The following is a 19468-nucleotide window of genomic DNA, read 5'->3' as shown; positions in this document are numbered from 1 at the left end:
GCACGTCGCGCCGGATGCACTGCCGCGTGCGCCCGGTCTGATCGGGCCGGTAACGCTGACGGTCGAACGGTAAAAGCGCGGGCAAAGGCGGCGTGCGCAGGCTATGGCGCGCACCATGCCTGCACCCGATCGTAACGCCACGCTGATCGGCATCGCCGCCGCCTTCGGGTCACAAGCGTCGATGAACCTTGGCGCAAGCGTCGCCAAGCACCTGTTCCCCGTGGTCGGCGCGTTCGGCATGACGGCGCTGCGCGTTGCCCTTGCGGCGGTGCTGCTGATGGCGCTGCGCCGGCCATGGCGGCGGCGCGTGCCGCGTGCGCTGTTGCCCGCGCTGATCGCGTATGGCGCGATGCTCGGGTTGATGAACCTGCTGATTTATCAGGCGTTCGCGCGCATCCCGCTCGGCATCGCCACCGGGATCGAGGTGATCGGGCCGCTCGGCCTCGTGCTGGCGGCATCGCGGCGCAGGGCGGATTTCGTATGGCTCGCCGCCGCGGTCTGCGGGTTGGTTCTGCTCCTGCCGCTGCGCGCGCATGACCGGCTCGACCCCGTCGGGATCGCCTTCGCGCTGGGCGCGGCGGGGTGCTGGGCGTTGTACATCATCTACGGCAAGCGCGTTTCCGCCACGCTCGGCCGCGATGCGGTGGCGTGGGGGATGCTGGTGTCGGTCACCTTCACGCTGCCGGTCGGCCTCGCCGCCTCGGGCACCGCGATGCTCAGCCCGTCGGTGCTGGCGACCGGCCTCGCCATTGCCGCGCTGTCGAGTGCGCTGCCCTATTCGCTGGAGATGGAGGCGATGCGCCGCGTCCCCGCCGCCGTGTTCGGCATCCTCGTCAGCGCGTCGCCCGCCGTCGCCGCGCTTGCCGGGTTCGTCGTGCTGGGCGAGGTGCTGAGCCCGCTGCAATGGTGCGCGATCCTGTGCATCATCACCGCCGCCGCCGGCAGCGCACTGTCCGCCACCCGCCGCGTCTAGCGTCGCGCCAGCCCGACTAACTGGATCACCACCGCGATCAGCGCGAAGCCTGCGCCGATCGCTGCCACCGCCGGCCAGCCGGCGGCATGCCACGCCACGCTCGCCGCCGCCGATCCGATCGCGCCGCCGATGAACATTCCGCCCATAAAAATCGTGTTGAGCCGAGCCCGCGCCTCCGGGTTCAGCGCATAGACGAGGTGCTGGTTGGAGACGATCGCGCACTGCACCGCAAAATCGAGCAGGATTACGCCCGCCACCATGCCCGCCACGCTGTTCCACAGCCCAATCAGCCCCCACGCGACCAGCGCCAGCACCGCCCCCATCGCCACCACGGGCCTGGGGCCGCGCTTGTCGGCGACCCGGCCGGCGAGCGGTGCGGCCAGCACGCCGACCGCGCCGATCACGCCGAACAACCCCGCCACGTCCGCGCCGAGATGAAAGGCGGGTTGCTGGAGTCGCAGCGCCAGGATCGTCCAGAATGCGCTGAACCCACCGAACAGCAGCGCCTGCGTGATCGTCGCACGCCGTAGCGCTCCATATTCACGCCACAGCCCACCCAAAGACCGCAACAGCGCGCCGTAGCCGAGCGTCGCGTCTGGCATGCTACGCGGTAGCATCGCCCACATCGCACCCGCTGCCGCCAGCACCATCGGCACGCCCAGCCAGAACATCTCCCGCCAGCCGGCGTGCGTTGCCACGAACCCGGCGAGCGTCCGGCTGAGCAGGATGCCGCACAGCAGCCCGGCCATCACTGTACCCACAGTCGCCCCGCGCCGTTCGGGCGCGGCAAGGTGCGCGGCGAGCGGCACGATCTGTTGCGCGACCGTCGCCGCAACGCCGACCAGTAGCGACGCGGCGACGACCAAGGCTGCGTTCGGCGCGATCGCGGTCAGCGCCAGCGCGGCGGCAAGTGCGAGGAACTGCAATAGGATCAGCCGTTTGCGCTCGACCAGATCGCCGAGCGGGACCAGCAGGAACAGTCCGGCGGCATAACCCGCCTGCGTTGCGGTCGGCACCAGCGCGGTTGCCGTGCCGGGCATGTCGCGCTCCATGATGCCGAGCATCGGCTGGTTATAGTAGATGTTGGCCACGCCCACGCCGGCTGCCACCGCCATCGCCAGCGTGAGTGTCTGGCCGAGCGGTTTGGGTTTGGTCGTAGCGTCATGCGTCATGACGGCTCCTTAGCACCGGATCGGCCGCCGCAAATCGTTTTGATCGAGATCAGGAGGCGCGCAAATGCAGGAACGCCGCGCTGGCCAAGCCGTTGAACCGCGAGACTTTCAGGTGGGCAGGCGGCAGGCGCCACCCGCTCGCTGCCCGTGCCTGCCAAGGAAGCGATCATGACAGACAGCACTACCCGCCGCGAAATGCTGAAGGGCGCCGCCGTCGCCGGTGCCGGCCTCGCCGCTGCTCCCGCGCTTGCCGGTGCCGCTCAGGGTGCCAGACCCGCGCCCAACCCGATCAACCGTTTCCCGACCGAGCCGTTTGCGGAACAGAAACAGCCCTGGCCCGCGCTTCAGCGCAACATGCACCCGGTACCCGATTGCGGCGAAACGAGCTATCGCGGCAGCGGGCGGCTCGCCGGGCGCAAGGCGCTGGTGACGGGCGGAGATTCCGGGATCGGGCGCGGCGCGGTGATCGCCTTCGCACGCGAGGGCGCGGCCGTCGCGATCAACTATTTCCCGACCGAGGAGCCCGATGCGCAGGATGTCGCCAAGCTGCTGCGCGGCGAAGGCCACAAGATCGAGCTGATCCCCGGCGACCTGACCGACGCCGCATTCTGCGATGCGCTGCCGGGGCGTGCCGCGAAGGCGCTGGGCGGGCTCGACATCGTCGTCAACAACGCCGCTTATCAGCAATCAAAGGCGTCGATCGACGAGATCAGCTTCGAACAGTTCGACCGGACGATGAAGACCAATCTCTACGCGATGTTCCACATCTGCAAGGCGGCTATCCCGATGATGAAACCCGGCGCGTGCATCATCAATACCGCCTCGGTCAATTCGGTCAGCCCGGAGAAGGAACTGCTCGATTACGCCACCACCAAGGGCGGTATCCTGATCTTCACCAAAGCGCTCGCCAAGCAACTCGCGTCGAAGGGCATCCGCGTCAACGCGGTCGCGCCGGGGCCGATCTGGACGCCGCTTCAGGTCGCCGGTGGGCAGTTGCCGGGCGAGATGGACAAGTTCGGGCAGGACACGCCGCTCGGTCGCGCCGGCCAGCCGGCGGAACTCGCCGGGCTGTACGTCACGCTGGCCGATGGCAGCACCAGCTACACCACTGGCAGCCTGTTCAGCGCGAACGGCGGCACCGGCGTGGCGTAAACCCTCAGCCGCCGCGCGCGAAGGCGGCGGCGATGTCGACCTGCTCGGCCGTCGGGGTGATGCCGGTGTAGAGGACGAACTGCTCAAGCGCCTGCAGCATCCCGATCGCATCGCCGGTGATGCACGGTTTGCCCGCCGCCCGCGCGGCCTTCAGCAGCGGCGTCTCCGCCGGCAGCGCCACCACGTCGATCACCGCCTTTGCGGCAGCGATCATCGTTTGCGGAAAGGCGAGCGCATCCGCGTCCGCACCGGCCATGCCGAGCGGCGTGACGTTGACGAGCAGGTCGGCACCGGTATCGCCAAGCTCCGCGCGCCAGTCGAATGCGTAGGTGCGCGCGATCGCCTGACCCGCGACGATATTGCGGGCGACGATCGTGCCGGTGGTGAAGCCGGCATCGCGCAACGCCGCCGCAACCGCCTTCGCCATCCCGCCCGACCCGCGCAGCACGAACGGCATCGGCGCAAGGCCGCTGTCGCCCAGCAACGTCCGCACCGCGCTGTAATCGGTGTTAAAGCCGGTCAGCCGGCCACCATCGTTGACGATGGTGTTGACGCTGTCGATCGCTGCGGCGGACGCGTCCAACCCGTCGAGTAACGGGATCACCGCCTCTTTGAATGGCATGGAGATGGCACTGCCGCGGATGCCGAGCGCGCGGATGCCGCCGACCACGCCGGGAAGGTCCGTGGTGGTGAACGCCTTGTAGACGTAATCCAGCCCGAGCAGTTCATACAGTCGGTTGTGAAAGCGCGAACCGAACGTGCCGGGCCGCGCCGCCAGCGACATGCACAGCGTGGTATCGCGCCCGATCGTCGTCTTGTTCATCATGGCGGACCTCGGGACAAAGCGGGAGCGACGCGTATATCGGGCCGATCGCCACGACGCCACGGTTGTCATCGTGCGTGCCGAAACCGGACGGGCGTCAGCAATGCTAACCTCCGGTTGTGATCATTGCGTTCCATTAACGCTGTTTCGCTACGCTGCGGGCTTTGCGGACGCGCACGGCTCTGGTTGCTGGCGTGCGGATGGCGAAGTGGGGGCGGCAATGGACCGGGCGGTGGGCAAAAGCACGATGGGGGTATCGGCGCGGCGTGGCTGGATCGTAACAGTAGAACAGGCGGCGTGGGTGGTGCCGGCGATCTTTGCGCTCGCGCTCGTGTTGCGCCTGCTCCTACTCGTGCTGGTGCCGCAACAGCCGATGTCGGACGGATTGTGGTACATGGACCGTGCCGGTGAAATGGCGCGCGGTATGGGCTTTCAGGAAGGTGGCCGGCCGACCGCCTTCTGGCCGGTGGGGTATCCGGCCGCGCTCGCCGGCAGCATGTTGGTGGTGGGGCCGGGCACGTTCGGACCGATCGCGCTGAACCTCGCCGGTGCCGCCGCGATCCTTGCCCTCATGTTCCGTTTTGGCGCGTTGCTCGGTATGGGGGCGCTTGGCGTGCGGATCGCCGCGTTGCTTTACGCGCTGTACCCGGCGCATATCGCCTATACCGGCCAGCCTTTTTCGGAGACGGTGTCGACCGCGCTGCTGATGGCCGCCTTCGCCGCGCTGATCGCGGGGCGGGGGCGCTGGTGGAGCCTTGCCGGCGCGGGCGCACTGTTCGGGTTGACCACGCTGATGCGGGCGCAGGCGATGCTGTTCCCGGTCGGCGCGCTGATCGCGATGGCGGTGTGCCTCAAGGATTTCGGCTGGCGTGGTGCGGTGCGAGCTGTGCTGCCGGTGTATCTCGCGCTCGCGGCGGTGGTGCTGCCGTGGAGCATCCGTAACGCCGTTCAGATGGGCAGCTTCATTCCCGTCTCCACCAATGGCGGCATCGCACTGTATTACGGTGCCAACGACCGCGCGACCGGCGACTGGTACGAATGGGAACGCACGCCGATCTGGGACCAGACCGGCGTCGGCATTCCCTATCGCGAACACCTCGTTCGCCAGGTCGAACTCGATCAGCGTTTCAAGGCGCTCGCCAAGAATTGGATCATCGATCATCCCGCGCGCTGGCTGGCGCTGGGTGGGCGCAAGGTGATGCTGCTGTGGCGCAAGGACAGCGACGGGCTGTGGGGGATCGACTCGAGCTACCCGCGAATGGGGCTCGCCGTCACCGCCGCGCAGGCCGTGAACCAGCTCTATTACATGGGGCTGCTGCTGTTCGGCTTCGGTGCACTCGCTTTCGCGGCGCCGGCGCTGTGGCGGCGCGACAATGCGCGCGCGCCGCTGCTGCTGCTCGGCTGCATGCCGGCGTTCGTGACGCTCACCGCATTCGGCTTCACCGGGCAGGTTCGCTATCATTACCCAGCGATGCCGTTCCTGATCCTGCTGGCAGGCTGGTCGATCGCGCTGCTGCTGCGGCGTGACTGGAAGATGCCTAGCGTAAATGTTGCTTAGGCGGATGGACGCTTTTGCCCAGCAGGTCCATCAAGGAACGTGAAACAGTAACTTGAAATGCTGCATTTAACTCGCCAAGGTCATGTTTTACTATTGAGCAACAATGGGGCAGGCCATGCAACGAGTTTCGGGTTTACGACTGCAAGACTCCTTGATCATCCCGTTGATGGCGTTGGCATCATGCGGTGGCGATAGTTCTTTGTCGGACGCGGGCGCTCCAACTGCGGTGGTAACGCCCACGCCCACGCCCACGCCTACATCAACTGTGGCTTACACCGCTGCCTCTGACTTTAGCCGGGATCGCAGCTTCGACGCGATTGGCATGACGCAGACCTATTCAGTCGGTGGAGCCGTCTTCACCGTCGACTCTCCCCAGCAGGAAAATTCGTCAGTTGGGTTTGAGTACACTTCTGCTGACAGAGGTTACAAAGTCAGATACAATGGTAGCTTATTAACGGCACAACCTGCCGTTCAGAAGACGGATCCTTTTGTTTACGATCATTGGGATGACGGCTCCTACCAAGGCGGATTGATCCCGATATCCTACGACGCTAACGGCACGGCCGTATACTCGACAAACTCTTCATTTGATCGATCTCCGTTGCGCGTTAGTATTAACAGCAGTGGTAATTACGTGCCGTCAGTTTACTCAGGTTTTGCCCTCTGGAAACAATTCTCTTATACGGCCAATAATACACGAGGTTTTGTTCATTATTATTTGTTCGGGGCACGAACTATCTAAAGTGATCTGCAGACATCCGGTAAAGCTACGCGTTCGGGATTGTCGACAGTGTACTATCTTGGTGCCAGCAAAGCAGCATTAAGCACCTCCGACTCGGGGAAAGCCACTACTTTTACTATTGACTTCGATCGTCACACTGTCGAGGGAACGACATCGATATCTGGCGACTATGGCACCATGATGATTGGCTTCACTGGGACAATCGATCCGCTGACCGGGCGGGTGTATGGAACGCTTAACCAGAACGTGACCGGAACCTTCGAAGGAGCTTTCTACGGCCCGGGTGGAAGGGAGCTGGCGCTGATGTTCAACGGCGGTAATGTAATCGGCTATGCGGTCGTTCAGTAATTAGACTCGCGCGGAATTTTAAGAATCATGAAATATTAGGATGATAGCTGTCGCGCGGCAGTGGTGTTCGCCCTCTATTAGTGTTGTTTGCTTACAGACATCAGTGATGACTTTGGGACACGGTCTTAACTGTCTCTCTTTGAGGATTTTTTGGGGGGGGGGCTGTGTCAGTTTTCGACCACTGTCGCCGCTCTCCCCAATCGACGCACCTAAGCGCCTAACCAGCCGCGATGCTCGCCGCGACCGCTTCCGCTACCTTGATACCGTCGATCGCCGCCGACAGGATGCCGCCGGCGTAACCGGCACCTTCGCCGGCTGGATACAGCCGCTCGGTGTTGATGCTCTGGAGATCCTTGCCGCGCGTGATGCGGATCGGCGAGGAGGTGCGCGTCTCCACGCCGGTCATCACCGCATCGGGGTCGTCGTAGCGGGCGATCTGGCGGCCGAACACCGGTAGCGCCTCCCGCATCGCCTCGATCGCATAATTGGGCAGGCAGGCGGCGAGATCGGTCGGCGTCACGCCCGGCTGATAGGAGGGTGTTACCGTACCCAACGCGGTTGAAGCGCGCTTGGCGAGAAAATCGCCGACGCGCTGCCCCGGCGCATGGTACGATGATCCGCCCGCCACATAGGCGAGCGACTCCCAGTGCCGCTGGAAGTCTATCCCGGCGAGCGGACCGCCAGGGTAATCGCGCGCCGGGTCGATCGCGACGACGAGGCCGGAATTGGCGTTGAACTCGGCGCGCGAATACTGGCTCATGCCGTTGGTGACGACGCGGCCTTCCTCCGATGTCGCGGCCACTACGCGCCCGCCCGGGCACATGCAGAAGCTGTAGACGGTACGCCCGTTGGCGCAGTGGTGCGACAGGCTGTACGCGGCCGCGCCAAGGTCCGGGTGGCCTGCGCACGCGCCGAACCGCGCGCGGTCGATCCAGCTTTGCGGATGCTCGATGCGCACGCCGATCGAGAACGGCTTGGCCTCGATATGCACGCCGCTGGTGTGCAGCATCTCGAACGTCGGCCGCGCGCTGTGGCCGACCGCGAGCACAACGTGATCCGCCTCCAGAAAGCTGCCGTCATGGAGGTGCAGGCCACGGATGCGCTGGTGCGTGTCGCTGGTGCGTTCCACCTCCAGCCCGTCGACGCGCGTCTGCCAGCGATATTCGCCGCCCAGCGCCTCGATCTGCCGCCGCATGCTCTCTACCATCGTGACGAGGCGGAAGGTGCCGATATGCGGGTGCGCTTCCCACAGGATATCGTCGGGCGCGCCTGCGGCAACGAACTCCTCCAGCACTTTGCGCCCAAGGAAGCGCGGATCCTTCACCCGGCAATACAATTTGCCGTCGGAGAAAGTGCCGGCGCCGCCCTCGCCGAACTGAACGTTGGAATCGGGGTCAAGCTGCCCGCGCCGCCATAGCCCCCAGGTGTCCTTGGTGCGTTCGCGCACCGGTTTTCCGCGATCGAGGATGATCGGGCGGAACCCGGCCTGCGCGAGGATCAGCCCGGCGAACAGCCCGCACGGCCCCGCGCCGATCACCACCGGCCGCGTGCCGCTCCACGCCACCGGCGCGGTGACGGGCGGGCGATAGGCCATGTCCGGCGTCGGCCGCACGTCCTTGTCGCCGACCAGCCGCGCCAGCACCGCGTCCTCCCCATCGAGGTCAACGTCGAACGTGTAGACAAGCTGCACGGCATTCCGCCGCCGCGCATCGTTGCCACGCCGGTACAGCGTATAGCCACGCAGATCGGCGGCCGCGATGCCGAGCCGTGCACAGATCGCCGGCGCGATCGCCTCGAGTGCGTGGTCGAGCGGAAGGTACAGGCCGGAGAGACGGATCATCGTGGCGCCTCTACAGCCTCGTGGACGATCCGCCAAATCGATGTGGCTTACGCGATGTGCGTATAGGGTTGTCTGCTTTCGCAAAGACCTTGCCACCCGTGCAGAAAACGCCGCATCCTGGAAGCAGTCACTCCGGGATCGAGAGAATGCTGACTAAGCGTAAGCAGGCATACGTCTACATCGGCACGGGACTGCTCTGGGGGGCGGTCGCTACTGATAAGTTATTCTTTCACGTGGACCGGCCGTTCGCGTGGTTCACGGTTGCGCTCGCCGTCGCGTTATGCGTTCTCGGGACCATGCGCATGCATGCGGCGCGACATGCCTAACCGTCCGCTCTGGTCCTTTCGCGCCTCAAGCCGACTTTCCATTTGCACGATCACCCGACATCGCCTCATCACCGCTCGCCGAACAGCTCGCGCTGCGCTTTCTCCAGTTCCTCCGCGTAGCGCCGCCGCACGTAGGTCTCCGACAGGACACCCAGCACGGTGCGGTCTGCCGCCAGCACGGCGAGTTCGTCCGCGCCGCTCGCGTCGAACGCGGTCATCACCTGCTTGATGTCCATGTCGGGTTTCAGCGCGGCATCGGTGTTGACCGCCACGCTTGCCACGCACGCCGCCGGGTCGAGCGCTTCGCCATATGCGTCAGGTGTGCGCACGATACCGGCGTAGTGTGTCTTCCCGTCGATCAGCACCACCTTGCTCGCCGATCCCAGCGGAAAGCGGCGGCGGAACTCGGCGATGGTCGTAGTGGTGGGCGTCTCGCGGGTTTCGCCGCGCATCATCCGTCCGGCGGTGAGCGTCTTGACCCAGCCGACGTCGCGCGCGCTCTTGATCGTTTCGCCGCGCAGGTGGAGCCGCCACGTCGAGAACGAATAGCCGAACAGTTCGCGCACGATCGTTGAGGAGACCAGCGACGCGGCGATGGCGGCGCCGGTCAGCCCGAAATCGTGCGTCGCCTCCAGTACCAGCATCGCCATCGTCATCGGTCCGCCGATCACCGCGACGCCAAGCGCCGCCATCCCGACGATCGCGGCATTGTGCGGGTCGATGATCTGGAACCCGGCCACCGCCGTCAGCGCGGTCGCGAACAGCGTACCGGCGAGCGTGCCGAGGAACAGCGAGGCGAAGAACAGCCCGCCGCGAAATCCGAAGCCCAGCGATACGATCGAGGCAAGGCATTTGCAGATGAATATCATCGCGATGAACCGGATGCTGGTGCCCGCCATCAGATCGTTGTGCAGCGCGCCGTGTCCGGCCGACAGCACCTGCGGCGAGATCAGCGCGATCGGCACCAGCAGCGCGCCGCCGATCGCGGGCCGCGCCCAATCGGGGATGCGCAGCCGCCGCACGCCCTGTTCCAGCGACGCGACTGACCGCATCAGCACGATGCCGATCCCCGCACAGGTGGCGCCGAGCGCGGCATATGCGATGTAGTGATGCGTCTCGGTTGCGGCGCCCGATGCCGCTTCGACGACGTAAGGATGGGCGCCGAGCGTTTGCGACACGAGCACCGCCGACAGGGTCGCCGCCGCGATCGGCGCGATCGCGGACGGGGTGTAGGCGCCGATCACGATTTCGAACGCGTAGAACGCACCGGCGAGCGGCGCGCCGAACGCCGCCGCGATCGCCGCGCCCGCGCCCGCGCCGACCAGATTGCGCAGGTCCGGCCGCCGCAGATTGAGCAGGCCGCCGGTCAACGAGGCGACAGCGCCGCCAAGCTGCGCATAGGCCGCCTCCAGCCCAACCGACGCGCCGAAACCGTTGGACAGGATCGTCTGGCCGGAGATCACAAAACTATCGGCGATTCCCATCCGCCCGCCGTGCAGCGCGTTCGCTTCCACCGTATCGACCATCGCCCGCCTGCGCGCGCGTGTCGCCAGCGTGAACAGCGCCAGCACCGCGCCGCCGATCGGCAGCACGATCAGCGTGCCGAGCGACAGGCCGGGTTGTGCGCTGAGCCGCGACGTGCCGGGGAGTGCGAAGAACCAGTGTTGCAGCGTCCGCGCGATCGCGCCTTGCACAACGCTCAGCGCGCCGGCCGCGCCGCCGATGCCGATGGCGAGCACCACGAATGCCGCCTCGCTCGCCCGCAGCCGCCGTCGCAGCCAGTTGGCAGGGCGAACGAGACGATGCCGCAGCGACATCAGCCGCGCGCGCTGACAGCGCGGGGTGCGTCAGCGCAGGGCAGGAGCATCGCTTCGGTGTAATCGGCCATTTCGCCCCGTAGCGCCGATTGCAAGCAGGGGGAATGCCGCTAGGGTCCGCTCTTCTCGGTACAGGAGCTTTGCGGGTGAACGACACGGGCGTGGATCTGTCAGCTAACGAGCCGCGCGTGTCGCTGCCGGTTGGCGGCTTCTCACCGATACCCGCCGTCTCCGATCCGGACGAGATGATGCTGGTGCTGGCGATGCGGCGTGACCGTATCCTCGCCACGCTGACCTTGTTCGCCGGCATCGGTCTTGCCGTATCGCTGCCGTTTGCGTTGAAGGCAGGGGCGGAGTTCTTCCTGCCGACCACCGCAGCGCTGGTGATCGCCATCGCGCTGGTGCCGGTGCTGGAATGGCTGGAGCGGCGCCGCATGCCCTCGGCGGTGGCGGCGCTGATCTGCATCGTGCTGTTCGTACTCGCCGCCAATATCGCGCTGGCGGCGATCGTGGTGCCGGCGGTGGAGTTCTTCCGCAAGCTGCCCGAGCGGATCGACCGCATCCAGATGAACATCGCGCCGCTGATCGACCTGTATTCGAGCCTGGAGAGCTACCTCAACCGCGCCGTGCGGCATCTCGCCGCGCCGGGGCCGGTGCGTACCGCGCAGACCGCCGCGGTGACCCCGCCGAGCTCGATCTTAGAATTCGCCGCCACCTCCGCGCCGGGTGCGATCGTGCAGGTGTTCTTCGGCATCCTGGTGATCTTTTTCTTCTTGGCGGGTTGGACCCGGCTGCGACGGCGCACGATCACCAGCCGCACCAGCTTCGGCGGTGCTATGGCGACCGCGCGGGTGATCCAGCATGTCGTCGACGATACCGCCGCCTATCTCGGCACGATCACGCTCATCAACCTAACGCTCGGGCTGGTCGTGTCCGGCGTGTTGTGGGTCATGGGCATGCCGTACCCGTTGATGTGGGGCGGCATTGTCGCCTTGCTCAATTACGTGCCGTATTTCGGACCGATCGCGGCGGTGCTGCTGCTCGGGCTGGGCGGCTTGATGACGTTCCGCGATATTTGGGCGGCGGTGTTCCCCGCGATCCTGATGCTGGGCTGCCATCTCGTCGAGGCGAATGCGATCACGCCGATGATCGTCGGGCGGCGGCTGACGATCAGCCCGATCCTGATCCTCATCTCGATCAGTTTCTGGAGCTGGGTGTGGGGCACGCCGGGCGCGCTGCTGGCGGTGCCGCTGCTCATCATCCTGCAGACCGTGCTGGGCGCGGTCGGCAAGCCGGATATCGCCGGTTTCCTGTTCGAACACGGCGCGATGGCGCATGCGCCGAACAACAAAAAAGACGCTGACGAAGAAAGTCATGGGAAAGTCGGTTGACAGCCCCGAAGCGCTGACCTAGTTGGCGCGCCTCACGCTTCTCAAGCGGGTGTAGCTCAGTTGGTTAGAGCGCCGGCCTGTCACGCCGGAGGTCGCGGGTTCGAGCCCCGTCACTCGCGCCATCCCTTTGTTTTATCAGGGATGGCGCATCGAAGTGGGGTCTCGTAATCGCCGCAATTAGCCTCTTCCGCGATCGTTCGTGCGTAGGCTCAAACGGCGCGGCGGCTATCGCCAGCGCCCGGTCTCCATCCACGCCAGCAGCGGCTTGAGCGGTGCGATCCAGATCATCCCGGTCACGCCGTAGAAGCCGAGCTGGAGCAGCGGCTGCCACCGCGCCACCACGCCCGAGAAACTCGCGACGATCACCACCCACACCAGGATCAGCGCCAGGATTACGAACATGCCGAAGGGTTTGCGCCACGTCGGTGTCATCGTGTGATCCATTCCTGTTCGGTGGCGACCGCGTGAAGCGGCATGTCCCACGGGTCGGCGGGCAGCATATCGACTTGCTGGACGCTCCACGCCACGCCGATTCGCACTGCGTGTGGAAACGCGGCAAAAGCGCGATCGTAATAGCCCGCGCCCTGGCCGAGCCGGTTGAGGGCGCGGTCGAACGCGACCAGCGGCGTCAGCACGATGTCGGGCGCCAGTGCGGGGGAGGCGTGGTGCGGCTGATGCAACCCGAACGGGCCGGGCGCGAGATCGTCCTCCGCATCGTAAGCGAGGAACCGCATCGGCTCGGCGCGGGTGGTGACGTGCGGCAGTACGATCGCGCAGCCCCGCTCAACGGCGGCGCGCGCGAGAAACATCGGGTCGGCCTCGCTACCGATCGGCACATAGGAAGCGACGGTGGCGGCATGGGAGAGCAGGACGGTGAACGCCTCGCCGGGTTCGATCCGGGGCGGCGAGGTGGCGAAGAACGCATCCCGCGCAGACCGCATCCGCGCCCGCAGCGCGCGCTTGTCGAGCGTCATGGGCACACCGGGCGGAAGGTGGCGGGACCGCCGTGGCCGTTTGCCTGAATATCCTCTGACGCCGTTAGCATCAGGTGGGGATCATGTACGACAGGCCAGGGCCAGCGCAGGGACAACCCCCTAGGAAGTATAATCGCCTCAGGGATGTTCGGTAAGGCTCGTACCGGGCAGTGCCCGCCACGGAGCAATCTAGGCGTTCCGCGCGGGTTTCTCAAGAGCATCGGCAAGCTCCTCAAGCCATTCGGCGACGCCGGTCAGCGCCTGCGATTCGGTGAACCCAGCCGGCGGCCGCCGTTCCGCCTCATCCAGCGCGTCGGCGAGCAGGAGTGCCACGAACATCATGGTGCGCTCGTTGCTCATCCCGCCCGACGCGCGTGATGCGTCCGCCCAATGCGAATCCAGCAATGCGCCCAGTTTGCGCAGGTGCGCTTCCTCGCCTTCGCGGCATGCCACGATGTGGTTGCGACCGCCGATCGACAGCGAAACCTCCGCCATCAGTCTACCGTATTCTCGTGAGCGGCATCGTCGTTGACGCTGGACTCATCGACGACGGATTCGCCCGCGATCACCGCATCGAGATCGCGAATCGCGTTCTCGATACGCTCACGCAGCGCTTCGTGACGTTCGGCGAGCGCGGCGTTTGCGCGTTCGCGATCCGAGACCGCGGTTTCGATACGGGCGATGGCGCGTTCGATCCGTTCGATCGCGGCAGGGGTGGTTTCATCTGCCATGAGGCGGCGATAGCACGCATGGCCGGTCGGACAATATTGGAATTGCCGCGCCCCGGTTGACGCCAGCCTCCGCCCACCGCAAAGACCGCCGCGAAACACGGGAATCGGGCGCGACCGCCTGCTGCACTGGCAGGACGCCTCCGCCCCGGCGACGAGGAGCACGGCTATGACGGTTAAGGTTGCGATCAACGGTTTCGGGCGGATCGGCCGCCTCGTGGCGCGCGCTTTGATGGAACGTGCCGACACCGGGCTCGAACTCGTCGCGATCAACGATCTCGCCGATGCCAAGTCGAACGCGTGGCTGTTCAGCCGCGACAGCGTGCACGGCAAATATCCCGGCACCGTCGTTGCAGAGGGCAACGATATCGTCATCGACGGCAAGCACATCCGCGTGACTGCCGAGCGTGATCCCGCCAACCTGCCGCACGCTGAACTCGGCGTCGACATCGTGCTCGAATGCACCGGCTTCTTCACCGACAAGGCGAGCTGCCAGAAGCACATCGATGCGGGCGCGAAGAAGGTGTTGATCTCGGCACCCGGCAAGAACGTCGACCTCACCGTCGTCTACGGCGTCAACCACGACAAGCTCGAGGCTGGCCATACCATCGTCTCGAACGCATCGTGCACCACCAACTGCCTCGCCCCGGTCGCCAAGGTGCTGAACGACACGGTCGGTATCGAACGCGGCCTGATGACGACCGTCCACGCCTATACCAACGATCAGAAGATCCTCGATCAGATCCACCCCGATCTGCGCCGCGCCCGCGCCGCCGCGATGTCGATGATCCCCACCACCACCGGCGCCGCCCGCGCGGTGGGCGAGGTTCTCCCCGAACTGAAGGGCAAGCTCGACGGTTCGGCGATCCGCGTGCCGGTGCCGGACGGCAGCCTCGTCGACCTCAGCTTCATGCCGGGCCGCGACACGACGAAGGAGGAGATCAACCAGATCCTCAAGGACGCGTCGGAGAACGGCCCGCTCAAGGGCATCCTCGCCTTCTCGGACGAGCCTCTTGTGTCGATCGATATCGTCCACACGCCGTATTCGTCGACCATCGACAGCCTGGAGACGGCGGTCATGGACGGCAAGCTCGTCCGTGTGGTGAGCTGGTACGATAACGAATGGGGCTTCTCCAACCGGATGATCGACACCGCCGGCGCGATGGCGAAGTTCATCTGATGAGCCGCGTCGCCCCGATGGTGTCTACGGTCGCCATCGGGGCGACGGGTACGCTCGCCGGGATCGCCCGCCATGCCTTTCCGAAGGGCGCGATGGAGGCGATCGACCATGCCGATGTAACGCTGGCGGGCGGCATCGTCGGCGATTTTCGCGGCGCGATGAAGGGCAAGCCCTATCGCCGGCAGGTCACGCTGATCGAGCGGATCGACTGGGCGGCGGCGATGGCCGAGGTCGATCACAGCCATGACTGGACGGCGCGGCGCTCCAACCTGCTGGTCGATACGCTCGATCTGCCGCAGGTGCCCGGCACGCTGCTCAGGATCGGCGCCGACGTGGTGCTGGAGATCACCCGCGAGACCGACCCGTGCGAGCGGATGGAAGCTTTGGCCCCCGGACTGAAGGCGGCGTTGCTGCCCGACTGGCGCGGCGGCGTCTGCGCCCGCGTCGTCTCCGAAGGGCGGATCACGATAGGCGATACAATCGAGGTGGTGCGATAATGGCTCGGAGTTTCAAGACGCTCGACGATATGGGCGACGTGCGCGGCAAGCGCGTGCTGGTTCGCGAGGATCTCAACGTACCGATGGCGGATGGTGCCGTCACCGACGATACCCGCCTGCGCGCAACGCTCGCAACGGTCAGCGAACTGGCGGACAAGGGCGCGATCGTCCTCGTCCTCGCGCATTTCGGCCGCCCCAAGGGGCAGCGCAACCCGGACATGTCGTTGGCGATGGTGGTGCGGCCTTATTCGCAGGTGCTCGGCCGTCCGGTGCGCTTCGTCGACTGGGACGGCGCGGAAGATGCGGTCGCGATGATGCAGCCCGGCGATATCGCGGTGCTGGAGAACACCCGCTTCTTCGCGGGTGAGGAAAAGAACGACGCGCAAACCGTCGCGATGATCGCCAAGCTCGGTGATGTCTACGTCAACGACGCCTTCTCCGCCGCGCATCGCGCGCACGCCTCGACCGAGGGGCTGGCGCACGTCCTTCCCGCGTTCGCCGGTCGCGCGATGGAGGCCGAACTCGACGCGCTCGACAAGGCGCTGGGCAACCCCGAACATCCCGTTGCGGCGGTGGTCGGCGGTGCCAAGGTGTCGTCCAAGCTCGACGTGCTCAAGCACCTCGTCACCCAGGTTGATCATCTCATCATCGGCGGCGGCATGGCCAACACCTTCCTCGCCGCGCGCGGAGTCGATGTCGGCAAGTCGCTGTGCGAGCACGACCTGGTCGGCACCGCCGAGGAGATCTTCGCCACTGCCGACAGCGCAAACTGCACGATCCATCTGCCCTACGACGTGGTGGTGTCGAAGGAATTCGCGCCCAACCCGCCAAGCTTGCGGACCTGCAACGTGCACGAGGTCGCCGCGGACGAGATGATCCTCGATGTCGGTCCGGCGGCGGTCGAGGCGCTCGCCGATGTGCTCAAGAATTGCCGGACACTGGTGTGGAACGGCCCGCTCGGCGCGTTCGAGACGCCGCCGTTCGACGCCGCCACGGTCGCGCTGGCGCGCACGGCGGCGGCGCTGACGGTGGGCGGTTCGCTCGTGTCGGTGGCGGGTGGTGGCGATACCGTTGCCGCGCTCAACCAGGCTGGGGCAGGCGATGATTTCACCTTCGTCTCGACCGCGGGCGGCGCCTTCCTGGAATGGATGGAGGGCAAGGATCTGCCCGGCGTCGCGGCCCTCGCGCGCTGACGCGACCGACCTATCCGGCGCCCGTGCGCTGCAATACGAACTGGAAGTGGAACAGCCATGAACACCGCCGACATGACCGCCAAGATCGCCGCCGGCCACGGCTTCCTCGCCGCCCTCGACCAGAGCGGCGGGTCCACGCCCAAGGCACTCGCCGGCTACGGCATCGCCGAGGGATCGTATGCGGGCGATGACGCGATGTACGCGCTGATCCACGACATGCGCAGCCGCATCATCACCGCGCCGAGTTTCACCGGCGACAAGGTGATCGGCGCGATTTTGTTCGAACGCACGATGGACGGCCAGATCGACGGCAAGACCGCGCCCGCCGCACTGATCGAACGCGGCATCGTTCCCTTCATCAAGATCGACAAGGGGCTGGAGGCCGAGGCCAACGGCGTGCAGTTGATGAAGCCTATGCCCGATCTCGACGCGCTGCTGGCGCGATCCAAGGCGCTGAACGTGTTCGGCACCAAGGAACGCTCGGTGGTGAACCTCGCCAACCGCGAGGGCATCGCCGCGATCGTCAAGCAGCAGTTCGAGATCGGCCGTCAGGTCATCGCCGGCGGGCTGATGCCGATCCTTGAGCCTGAGCTCAACATCAAGAGCCCGGAGCGCGCCGAGGCCGAGGTGATGCTGGTCGAGGAACTGCTGAAAGCGCTCGATGCGTTCCCGGGCGAGGATAAGGTGATGCTCAAGCTGTCGCTGCCCGAGCGGGCCGGTCTGTACGGCGCGCTGGTCGATCACCCTCGCGTGTTGCGCGTTGTCGCGCTGTCGGGCGGCTATGCCCGTACCGAAGCATGCGCGGAGCTTGCCAAGAATCCCGGCATGATCGCGAGCTTCAGCCGCGCGCTGCTGTCGGACCTGCGCCACCAGATGAGCGACGCGGAATTTGACGCCGCGTTGTCTGCCGCGATTGATGAAATCTACGAAGCGTCGGTTCATAAAGTCGCGTAGCCAGTTGTAGCCTGACGTTAGCGAGGCGGGGAGGGCGCGTTGCCGCCCGCTCCCCGCCTGATGGCGCGCGTCGGCATCGTGTGATTACGCCATGAGGGAAGCCCGATGACCATGTTGCTCGAGACTCCAGTCAGAACGATCGACGGCCGCCACACCAGCCTAGCCGACTATACGGGCGACGTTCTGCTGGTCGTCAACGTCGCTTCCAAGTGCGGACTGACCCCGCAATACGAAGCTTTGGAGGCACTTTACCGACAGTATCGCGACCATGGCTTCAAGGTGCTGGGCTTTCCCGCCAATGATTTCGGCGGGCAAGAGCCTGGTGGCGACGCTGAAATCGCGGATTTCTGCACTTCCACCTATGATGTCGACTTCCCGATGTTTGCGAAGATCATCGTGTCCGGTCCGGGCAAACACCCGCTCTACGCCGCGCTGATCGCCGCCGCGCCGGAGGCGGCGGGCGACCCCGCAGCGTTCCGTCAGCGCTTGCGAGGCTATGGCATGCAACCGACCGAAGCACCTGAAGTGCTGTGGAATTTCGAGAAGTTCCTCGTCGCCCGCGATGGGACGGTCGCGGCACGGTTCGCTCCGTCGACCGCTCCCGACGATCCCGCGCTGGTTGCGGCGATCGAAGCGGAACTGGCGAAGCAGGATCAACCGCGCTAGGGCGCCGGTATGACAGAAGACGATCCGCTCGGCCCGCTCGACCCCGATTTCGCAAAGCAGTTCCGTCGCGATGATCGGCGCCCACCTTGCCAATTGTATCTTATCTCGCCGTTGGACGTGGCGGGTGTATTCGCGGACCGGCTTGCACGTGCGCTTGATGCAGGCCCGGTCGCGGCATTTCAGTTCCGGGTGAAGGACGTGGACCAGCACGAGGCTGCGCGGCTGGCGGAGCCGCTGCTGCGGATCTGCGCGGATCGCGACGTTGCGTTTATCGTCAACGACAGCATTTCGCTTGCAAAGCGCATCGGTGCCGATGGTGTGCATCTGGGGCAGGAGGACGGTGATCCGCAGGAGGCGCGCCGTGTGCTCGGCCCCACCGCGCAGATCGGTGTGACCTGCCATGACAGTCGTCATCTTGCGATGGAGGCTGGCGAGGCGGGTGCCGATTACGTCGCGTTCGGCAGCTTCTATCCGACCACGACCAAGGTTGTGAAACACCATGCCGAGCCGATCATCCTGAGCTGGTGGGCAACGATGTTCGAAGTGCCCTGCGTTGCGATCGGCGGCATCACGCCTGCCAACGCGGCGCCGCTGGTGGCGGCCGGGGCGGATTTCCTCGCGGTATCCGGCGCGGTGTGGGGCGGGGACGAGGATGCTGCGGTCAAGGCGTTCGCCGCGTTGCTGGGGTGATCCGACGGAGCTGAGGCGCGGTCAGTCTGCGTCAAGACAGGTGGATGGCGTCGTTCGCATCCCGATGATGTGTCTCTTGAATGTTGACCTGGATCGGGCCGCCACCGTGCGAGCGTCGAAATTGCGCGGCCGCGTCCAACGCTGCGCTTAACGACGGGTAGTCCTTTCCGCGCACGGCCACCAACCCGTCCGTGCGAATCTGTACCCAAGACCACCGGAAGGTGCCGCGCGGTTCGGAGGAGGCAACAGAATCGAGCGCGAACAGCACTTCATACCTGGCCGTGCCTTCTGTCATGGAATTAAAACGCAATCATTTCGCTGCCAGTTCCGCCGCCGCATTGCGGCACTTGCACTGCGATCGGTGCAGCTCGGGCTTCGTTATCTTGTCATATCGTAAATAGCGATCGTTGTTTGCACGAAACGACCCCATAGCGTCGGATCAGA

General features: G+C 65.7%; 21 protein-coding genes and 1 tRNA gene. 13 read left to right on the top strand and 9 right to left on the bottom strand.

What is annotated here, in order from left to right; translation table 11 throughout:
• Nucleotides 1-115 precede the first annotated feature (115 nt).
• Complete coding sequence (locus tag OXR00_RS06685; RefSeq protein ID WP_267387350.1) at nt 116-973, top strand: EamA family transporter; 858 nt, start codon at nt 116-118, stop codon at nt 971-973.
• Here the strand turns inward: OXR00_RS06685 and OXR00_RS06680 are convergent.
• Nucleotides 970-2145, bottom strand: a complete 1176-nt coding sequence (locus tag OXR00_RS06680) for an MFS transporter (RefSeq protein ID WP_267387349.1) — start codon at nt 2143-2145, stop codon at nt 970-972. The genes OXR00_RS06685 and OXR00_RS06680 overlap by 4 nt on opposite strands.
• A 168-nt stretch (nt 2146-2313) precedes the next feature.
• On the opposite strand from OXR00_RS06680, the gene OXR00_RS06675 reads away from it, so the two are divergent.
• Nucleotides 2314-3297, top strand: coding sequence for an SDR family oxidoreductase (locus OXR00_RS06675; protein WP_267387348.1), 984 nt, complete (start codon nt 2314-2316; stop codon nt 3295-3297).
• Nucleotides 3298-3301: 4 nt separating this feature from the next.
• Here the strand turns inward: OXR00_RS06675 and OXR00_RS06670 are convergent, their stop codons facing one another.
• Nucleotides 3302-4120, bottom strand: a complete 819-nt coding sequence (locus tag OXR00_RS06670; RefSeq protein WP_267387904.1) for a shikimate 5-dehydrogenase — start codon at nt 4118-4120, stop codon at nt 3302-3304.
• A 232-nt stretch (nt 4121-4352) separates the two neighbouring features.
• Between OXR00_RS06670 and OXR00_RS06665 the strand changes: the two genes are divergently transcribed.
• The 3 genes from OXR00_RS06665 (at nt 4353) to OXR00_RS06655 (ending at nt 6768) form a co-directional block, all read left to right on the top strand.
• Nucleotides 4353-5678, top strand: a complete 1326-nt coding sequence (locus OXR00_RS06665; RefSeq protein ID WP_267387347.1) for a hypothetical protein — start codon at nt 4353-4355, stop codon at nt 5676-5678.
• Nucleotides 5679-5793: 115 nt separating this feature from the next.
• On the top strand, nt 5794-6420 hold the full coding sequence (locus tag OXR00_RS06660; protein ID WP_267387346.1) for a hypothetical protein: 627 nt from the start codon (nt 5794-5796) through the stop codon (nt 6418-6420).
• A 6-nt stretch (nt 6421-6426) separates the two neighbouring features.
• The gene (locus OXR00_RS06655) at nt 6427-6768 is read left to right on the top strand and encodes a transferrin-binding protein-like solute binding protein (RefSeq protein WP_267387903.1); all 342 of its coding nucleotides are present in this window, start codon (nt 6427-6429) and stop codon (nt 6766-6768) included.
• Between the two features lie 217 nt (nt 6769-6985).
• Here the strand turns inward: OXR00_RS06655 and OXR00_RS06650 are convergent, their stop codons facing one another.
• Nucleotides 6986-8608 carry an FAD-dependent protein gene (locus OXR00_RS06650; protein WP_267387345.1) on the bottom strand — a complete coding sequence of 541 codons (1623 nt, stop codon included), beginning with the start codon at nt 8606-8608 and terminating at the stop codon, nt 6986-6988.
• 394 nt (nt 8609-9002) lie between these two features.
• Nucleotides 9003-10751 (bottom strand): chloride channel protein, encoded by a 1749-nt coding sequence (locus OXR00_RS06645; RefSeq protein ID WP_267387344.1) that lies wholly within the window; start codon nt 10749-10751, stop codon nt 9003-9005.
• A 218-nt stretch (nt 10752-10969) separates the two neighbouring features.
• Here OXR00_RS06645 and OXR00_RS06640 point away from each other — a divergent pair, with 218 nt between their 5' ends.
• Both OXR00_RS06640 and OXR00_RS06635 read left to right on the top strand, forming a co-directional pair.
• A complete protein-coding gene (locus OXR00_RS06640) occupies nt 10970-12142 on the top strand; it encodes an AI-2E family transporter (RefSeq protein ID WP_242151780.1) in 1173 nt (390 codons plus the stop codon).
• 45 nt (nt 12143-12187) lie between these two features.
• Nucleotides 12188-12264 (top strand) — tRNA-Asp (locus tag OXR00_RS06635).
• A gap of 103 nt (nt 12265-12367) precedes the next feature.
• On the opposite strand, the gene OXR00_RS06630 is transcribed toward OXR00_RS06635, so the two are convergent.
• The 4 genes from OXR00_RS06630 to OXR00_RS06615 form a co-directional block, all read right to left on the bottom strand.
• Complete coding sequence (locus OXR00_RS06630; RefSeq protein WP_267387343.1) at nt 12368-12574, bottom strand: DUF2842 domain-containing protein; 207 nt, start codon at nt 12572-12574, stop codon at nt 12368-12370.
• Nucleotides 12571-13116: a 5-formyltetrahydrofolate cyclo-ligase gene (locus tag OXR00_RS06625; RefSeq protein WP_267387342.1), complete on the bottom strand. Its 546-nt coding sequence runs from the start codon at nt 13114-13116 to the stop codon at nt 12571-12573. Before OXR00_RS06625 ends, OXR00_RS06630 begins: the two co-directional genes overlap by 4 nt.
• 189 nt (nt 13117-13305) lie before the next feature.
• A complete protein-coding gene (locus OXR00_RS06620; RefSeq protein WP_267387341.1) occupies nt 13306-13611 on the bottom strand; it encodes a cell division protein ZapA in 306 nt (101 codons plus the stop codon).
• Nucleotides 13611-13847, bottom strand: coding sequence for a hypothetical protein (locus OXR00_RS06615; RefSeq protein WP_267387339.1), 237 nt, complete (start codon nt 13845-13847; stop codon nt 13611-13613). Before OXR00_RS06615 ends, OXR00_RS06620 begins: the two co-directional genes overlap by 1 nt.
• 166 nt (nt 13848-14013) lie before the next feature.
• Here OXR00_RS06615 and gap point away from each other — a divergent pair, with 166 nt between their 5' ends.
• The 6 genes from gap (at nt 14014) to thiE (ending at nt 19024) form a co-directional block, all read left to right on the top strand.
• Nucleotides 14014-15024 (top strand): type I glyceraldehyde-3-phosphate dehydrogenase, encoded by a 1011-nt coding sequence (gap, locus tag OXR00_RS06610; protein WP_267387337.1) that lies wholly within the window; start codon nt 14014-14016, stop codon nt 15022-15024.
• Entirely contained in the window at nt 15024-15521 is a 498-nt protein-coding gene (locus OXR00_RS06605; RefSeq protein ID WP_267387335.1) for an MOSC domain-containing protein, read from the top strand. The genes gap and OXR00_RS06605 overlap by 1 nt, the downstream gene beginning before the upstream one ends.
• Nucleotides 15521-16714: a phosphoglycerate kinase gene (locus OXR00_RS06600; protein ID WP_267387334.1), complete on the top strand. Its 1194-nt coding sequence runs from the start codon at nt 15521-15523 to the stop codon at nt 16712-16714. Before OXR00_RS06605 ends, OXR00_RS06600 begins: the two co-directional genes overlap by 1 nt.
• A gap of 57 nt (nt 16715-16771) precedes the next feature.
• On the top strand, nt 16772-17668 hold the full coding sequence (locus OXR00_RS06595) for a fructose bisphosphate aldolase (protein ID WP_267387333.1): 897 nt from the start codon (nt 16772-16774) through the stop codon (nt 17666-17668).
• A 105-nt stretch (nt 17669-17773) separates the two neighbouring features.
• Nucleotides 17774-18334: a glutathione peroxidase gene (locus OXR00_RS06590; RefSeq protein ID WP_267387332.1), complete on the top strand. Its 561-nt coding sequence runs from the start codon at nt 17774-17776 to the stop codon at nt 18332-18334.
• Nucleotides 18335-18343: 9 nt separating this feature from the next.
• Complete coding sequence (gene thiE, locus OXR00_RS06585) at nt 18344-19024, top strand: thiamine phosphate synthase (RefSeq protein WP_267387330.1); 681 nt, start codon at nt 18344-18346, stop codon at nt 19022-19024.
• 31 nt (nt 19025-19055) lie between these two features.
• Here thiE and OXR00_RS06580 read toward each other — a convergent pair whose 3' ends face one another.
• The gene (locus OXR00_RS06580; RefSeq protein ID WP_267387328.1) at nt 19056-19319 is read right to left on the bottom strand and encodes a hypothetical protein; all 264 of its coding nucleotides are present in this window, start codon (nt 19317-19319) and stop codon (nt 19056-19058) included.
• Nucleotides 19320-19468 lie beyond the last annotated feature (149 nt).

This window comes from Sphingomonas sp. GC_Shp_3, assembly GCF_026540945.1.
Classification (GTDB): domain Bacteria; phylum Pseudomonadota; class Alphaproteobacteria; order Sphingomonadales; family Sphingomonadaceae; genus Sphingomonas.
This window is presented reverse-complemented; position numbering and strand designations above follow the sequence as displayed.

Coding starts and splice junctions, on each gene's coding strand:
- OXR00_RS06685 (WP_267387350.1), top strand. CDS start 116: ATGCCTGCACCCGATCGTAACGCCACGCTGATCGGCATCGCCGCCGCC.
- OXR00_RS06680 (WP_267387349.1), bottom strand. CDS start 2,145: ATGACGCATGACGCTACGACCAAACCCAAACCGCTCGGCCAGACACTC.
- OXR00_RS06675 (WP_267387348.1), top strand. CDS start 2,314: ATGACAGACAGCACTACCCGCCGCGAAATGCTGAAGGGCGCCGCCGTC.
- OXR00_RS06670 (WP_267387904.1), bottom strand. CDS start 4,120: ATGAACAAGACGACGATCGGGCGCGATACCACGCTGTGCATGTCGCTG.
- OXR00_RS06660 (WP_267387346.1), top strand. CDS start 5,794: ATGCAACGAGTTTCGGGTTTACGACTGCAAGACTCCTTGATCATCCCG.
- OXR00_RS06650 (WP_267387345.1), bottom strand. CDS start 8,608: ATGATCCGTCTCTCCGGCCTGTACCTTCCGCTCGACCACGCACTCGAG.
- OXR00_RS06645 (WP_267387344.1), bottom strand. CDS start 10,751: ATGTCGCTGCGGCATCGTCTCGTTCGCCCTGCCAACTGGCTGCGACGG.
- OXR00_RS06630 (WP_267387343.1), bottom strand. CDS start 12,574: ATGACACCGACGTGGCGCAAACCCTTCGGCATGTTCGTAATCCTGGCG.
- OXR00_RS06625 (WP_267387342.1), bottom strand. CDS start 13,116: ATGACGCTCGACAAGCGCGCGCTGCGGGCGCGGATGCGGTCTGCGCGG.
- OXR00_RS06620 (WP_267387341.1), bottom strand. CDS start 13,611: ATGGCGGAGGTTTCGCTGTCGATCGGCGGTCGCAACCACATCGTGGCA.
- OXR00_RS06615 (WP_267387339.1), bottom strand. CDS start 13,847: ATGGCAGATGAAACCACCCCTGCCGCGATCGAACGGATCGAACGCGCC.
- gap (WP_267387337.1), top strand. CDS start 14,014: ATGACGGTTAAGGTTGCGATCAACGGTTTCGGGCGGATCGGCCGCCTC.
- OXR00_RS06605 (WP_267387335.1), top strand. CDS start 15,024: ATGAGCCGCGTCGCCCCGATGGTGTCTACGGTCGCCATCGGGGCGACG.
- OXR00_RS06600 (WP_267387334.1), top strand. CDS start 15,521: ATGGCTCGGAGTTTCAAGACGCTCGACGATATGGGCGACGTGCGCGGC.
- OXR00_RS06595 (WP_267387333.1), top strand. CDS start 16,772: ATGAACACCGCCGACATGACCGCCAAGATCGCCGCCGGCCACGGCTTC.
- OXR00_RS06590 (WP_267387332.1), top strand. CDS start 17,774: ATGACCATGTTGCTCGAGACTCCAGTCAGAACGATCGACGGCCGCCAC.
- thiE (WP_267387330.1), top strand. CDS start 18,344: ATGACAGAAGACGATCCGCTCGGCCCGCTCGACCCCGATTTCGCAAAG.
- OXR00_RS06580 (WP_267387328.1), bottom strand. CDS start 19,319: ATGACAGAAGGCACGGCCAGGTATGAAGTGCTGTTCGCGCTCGATTCT.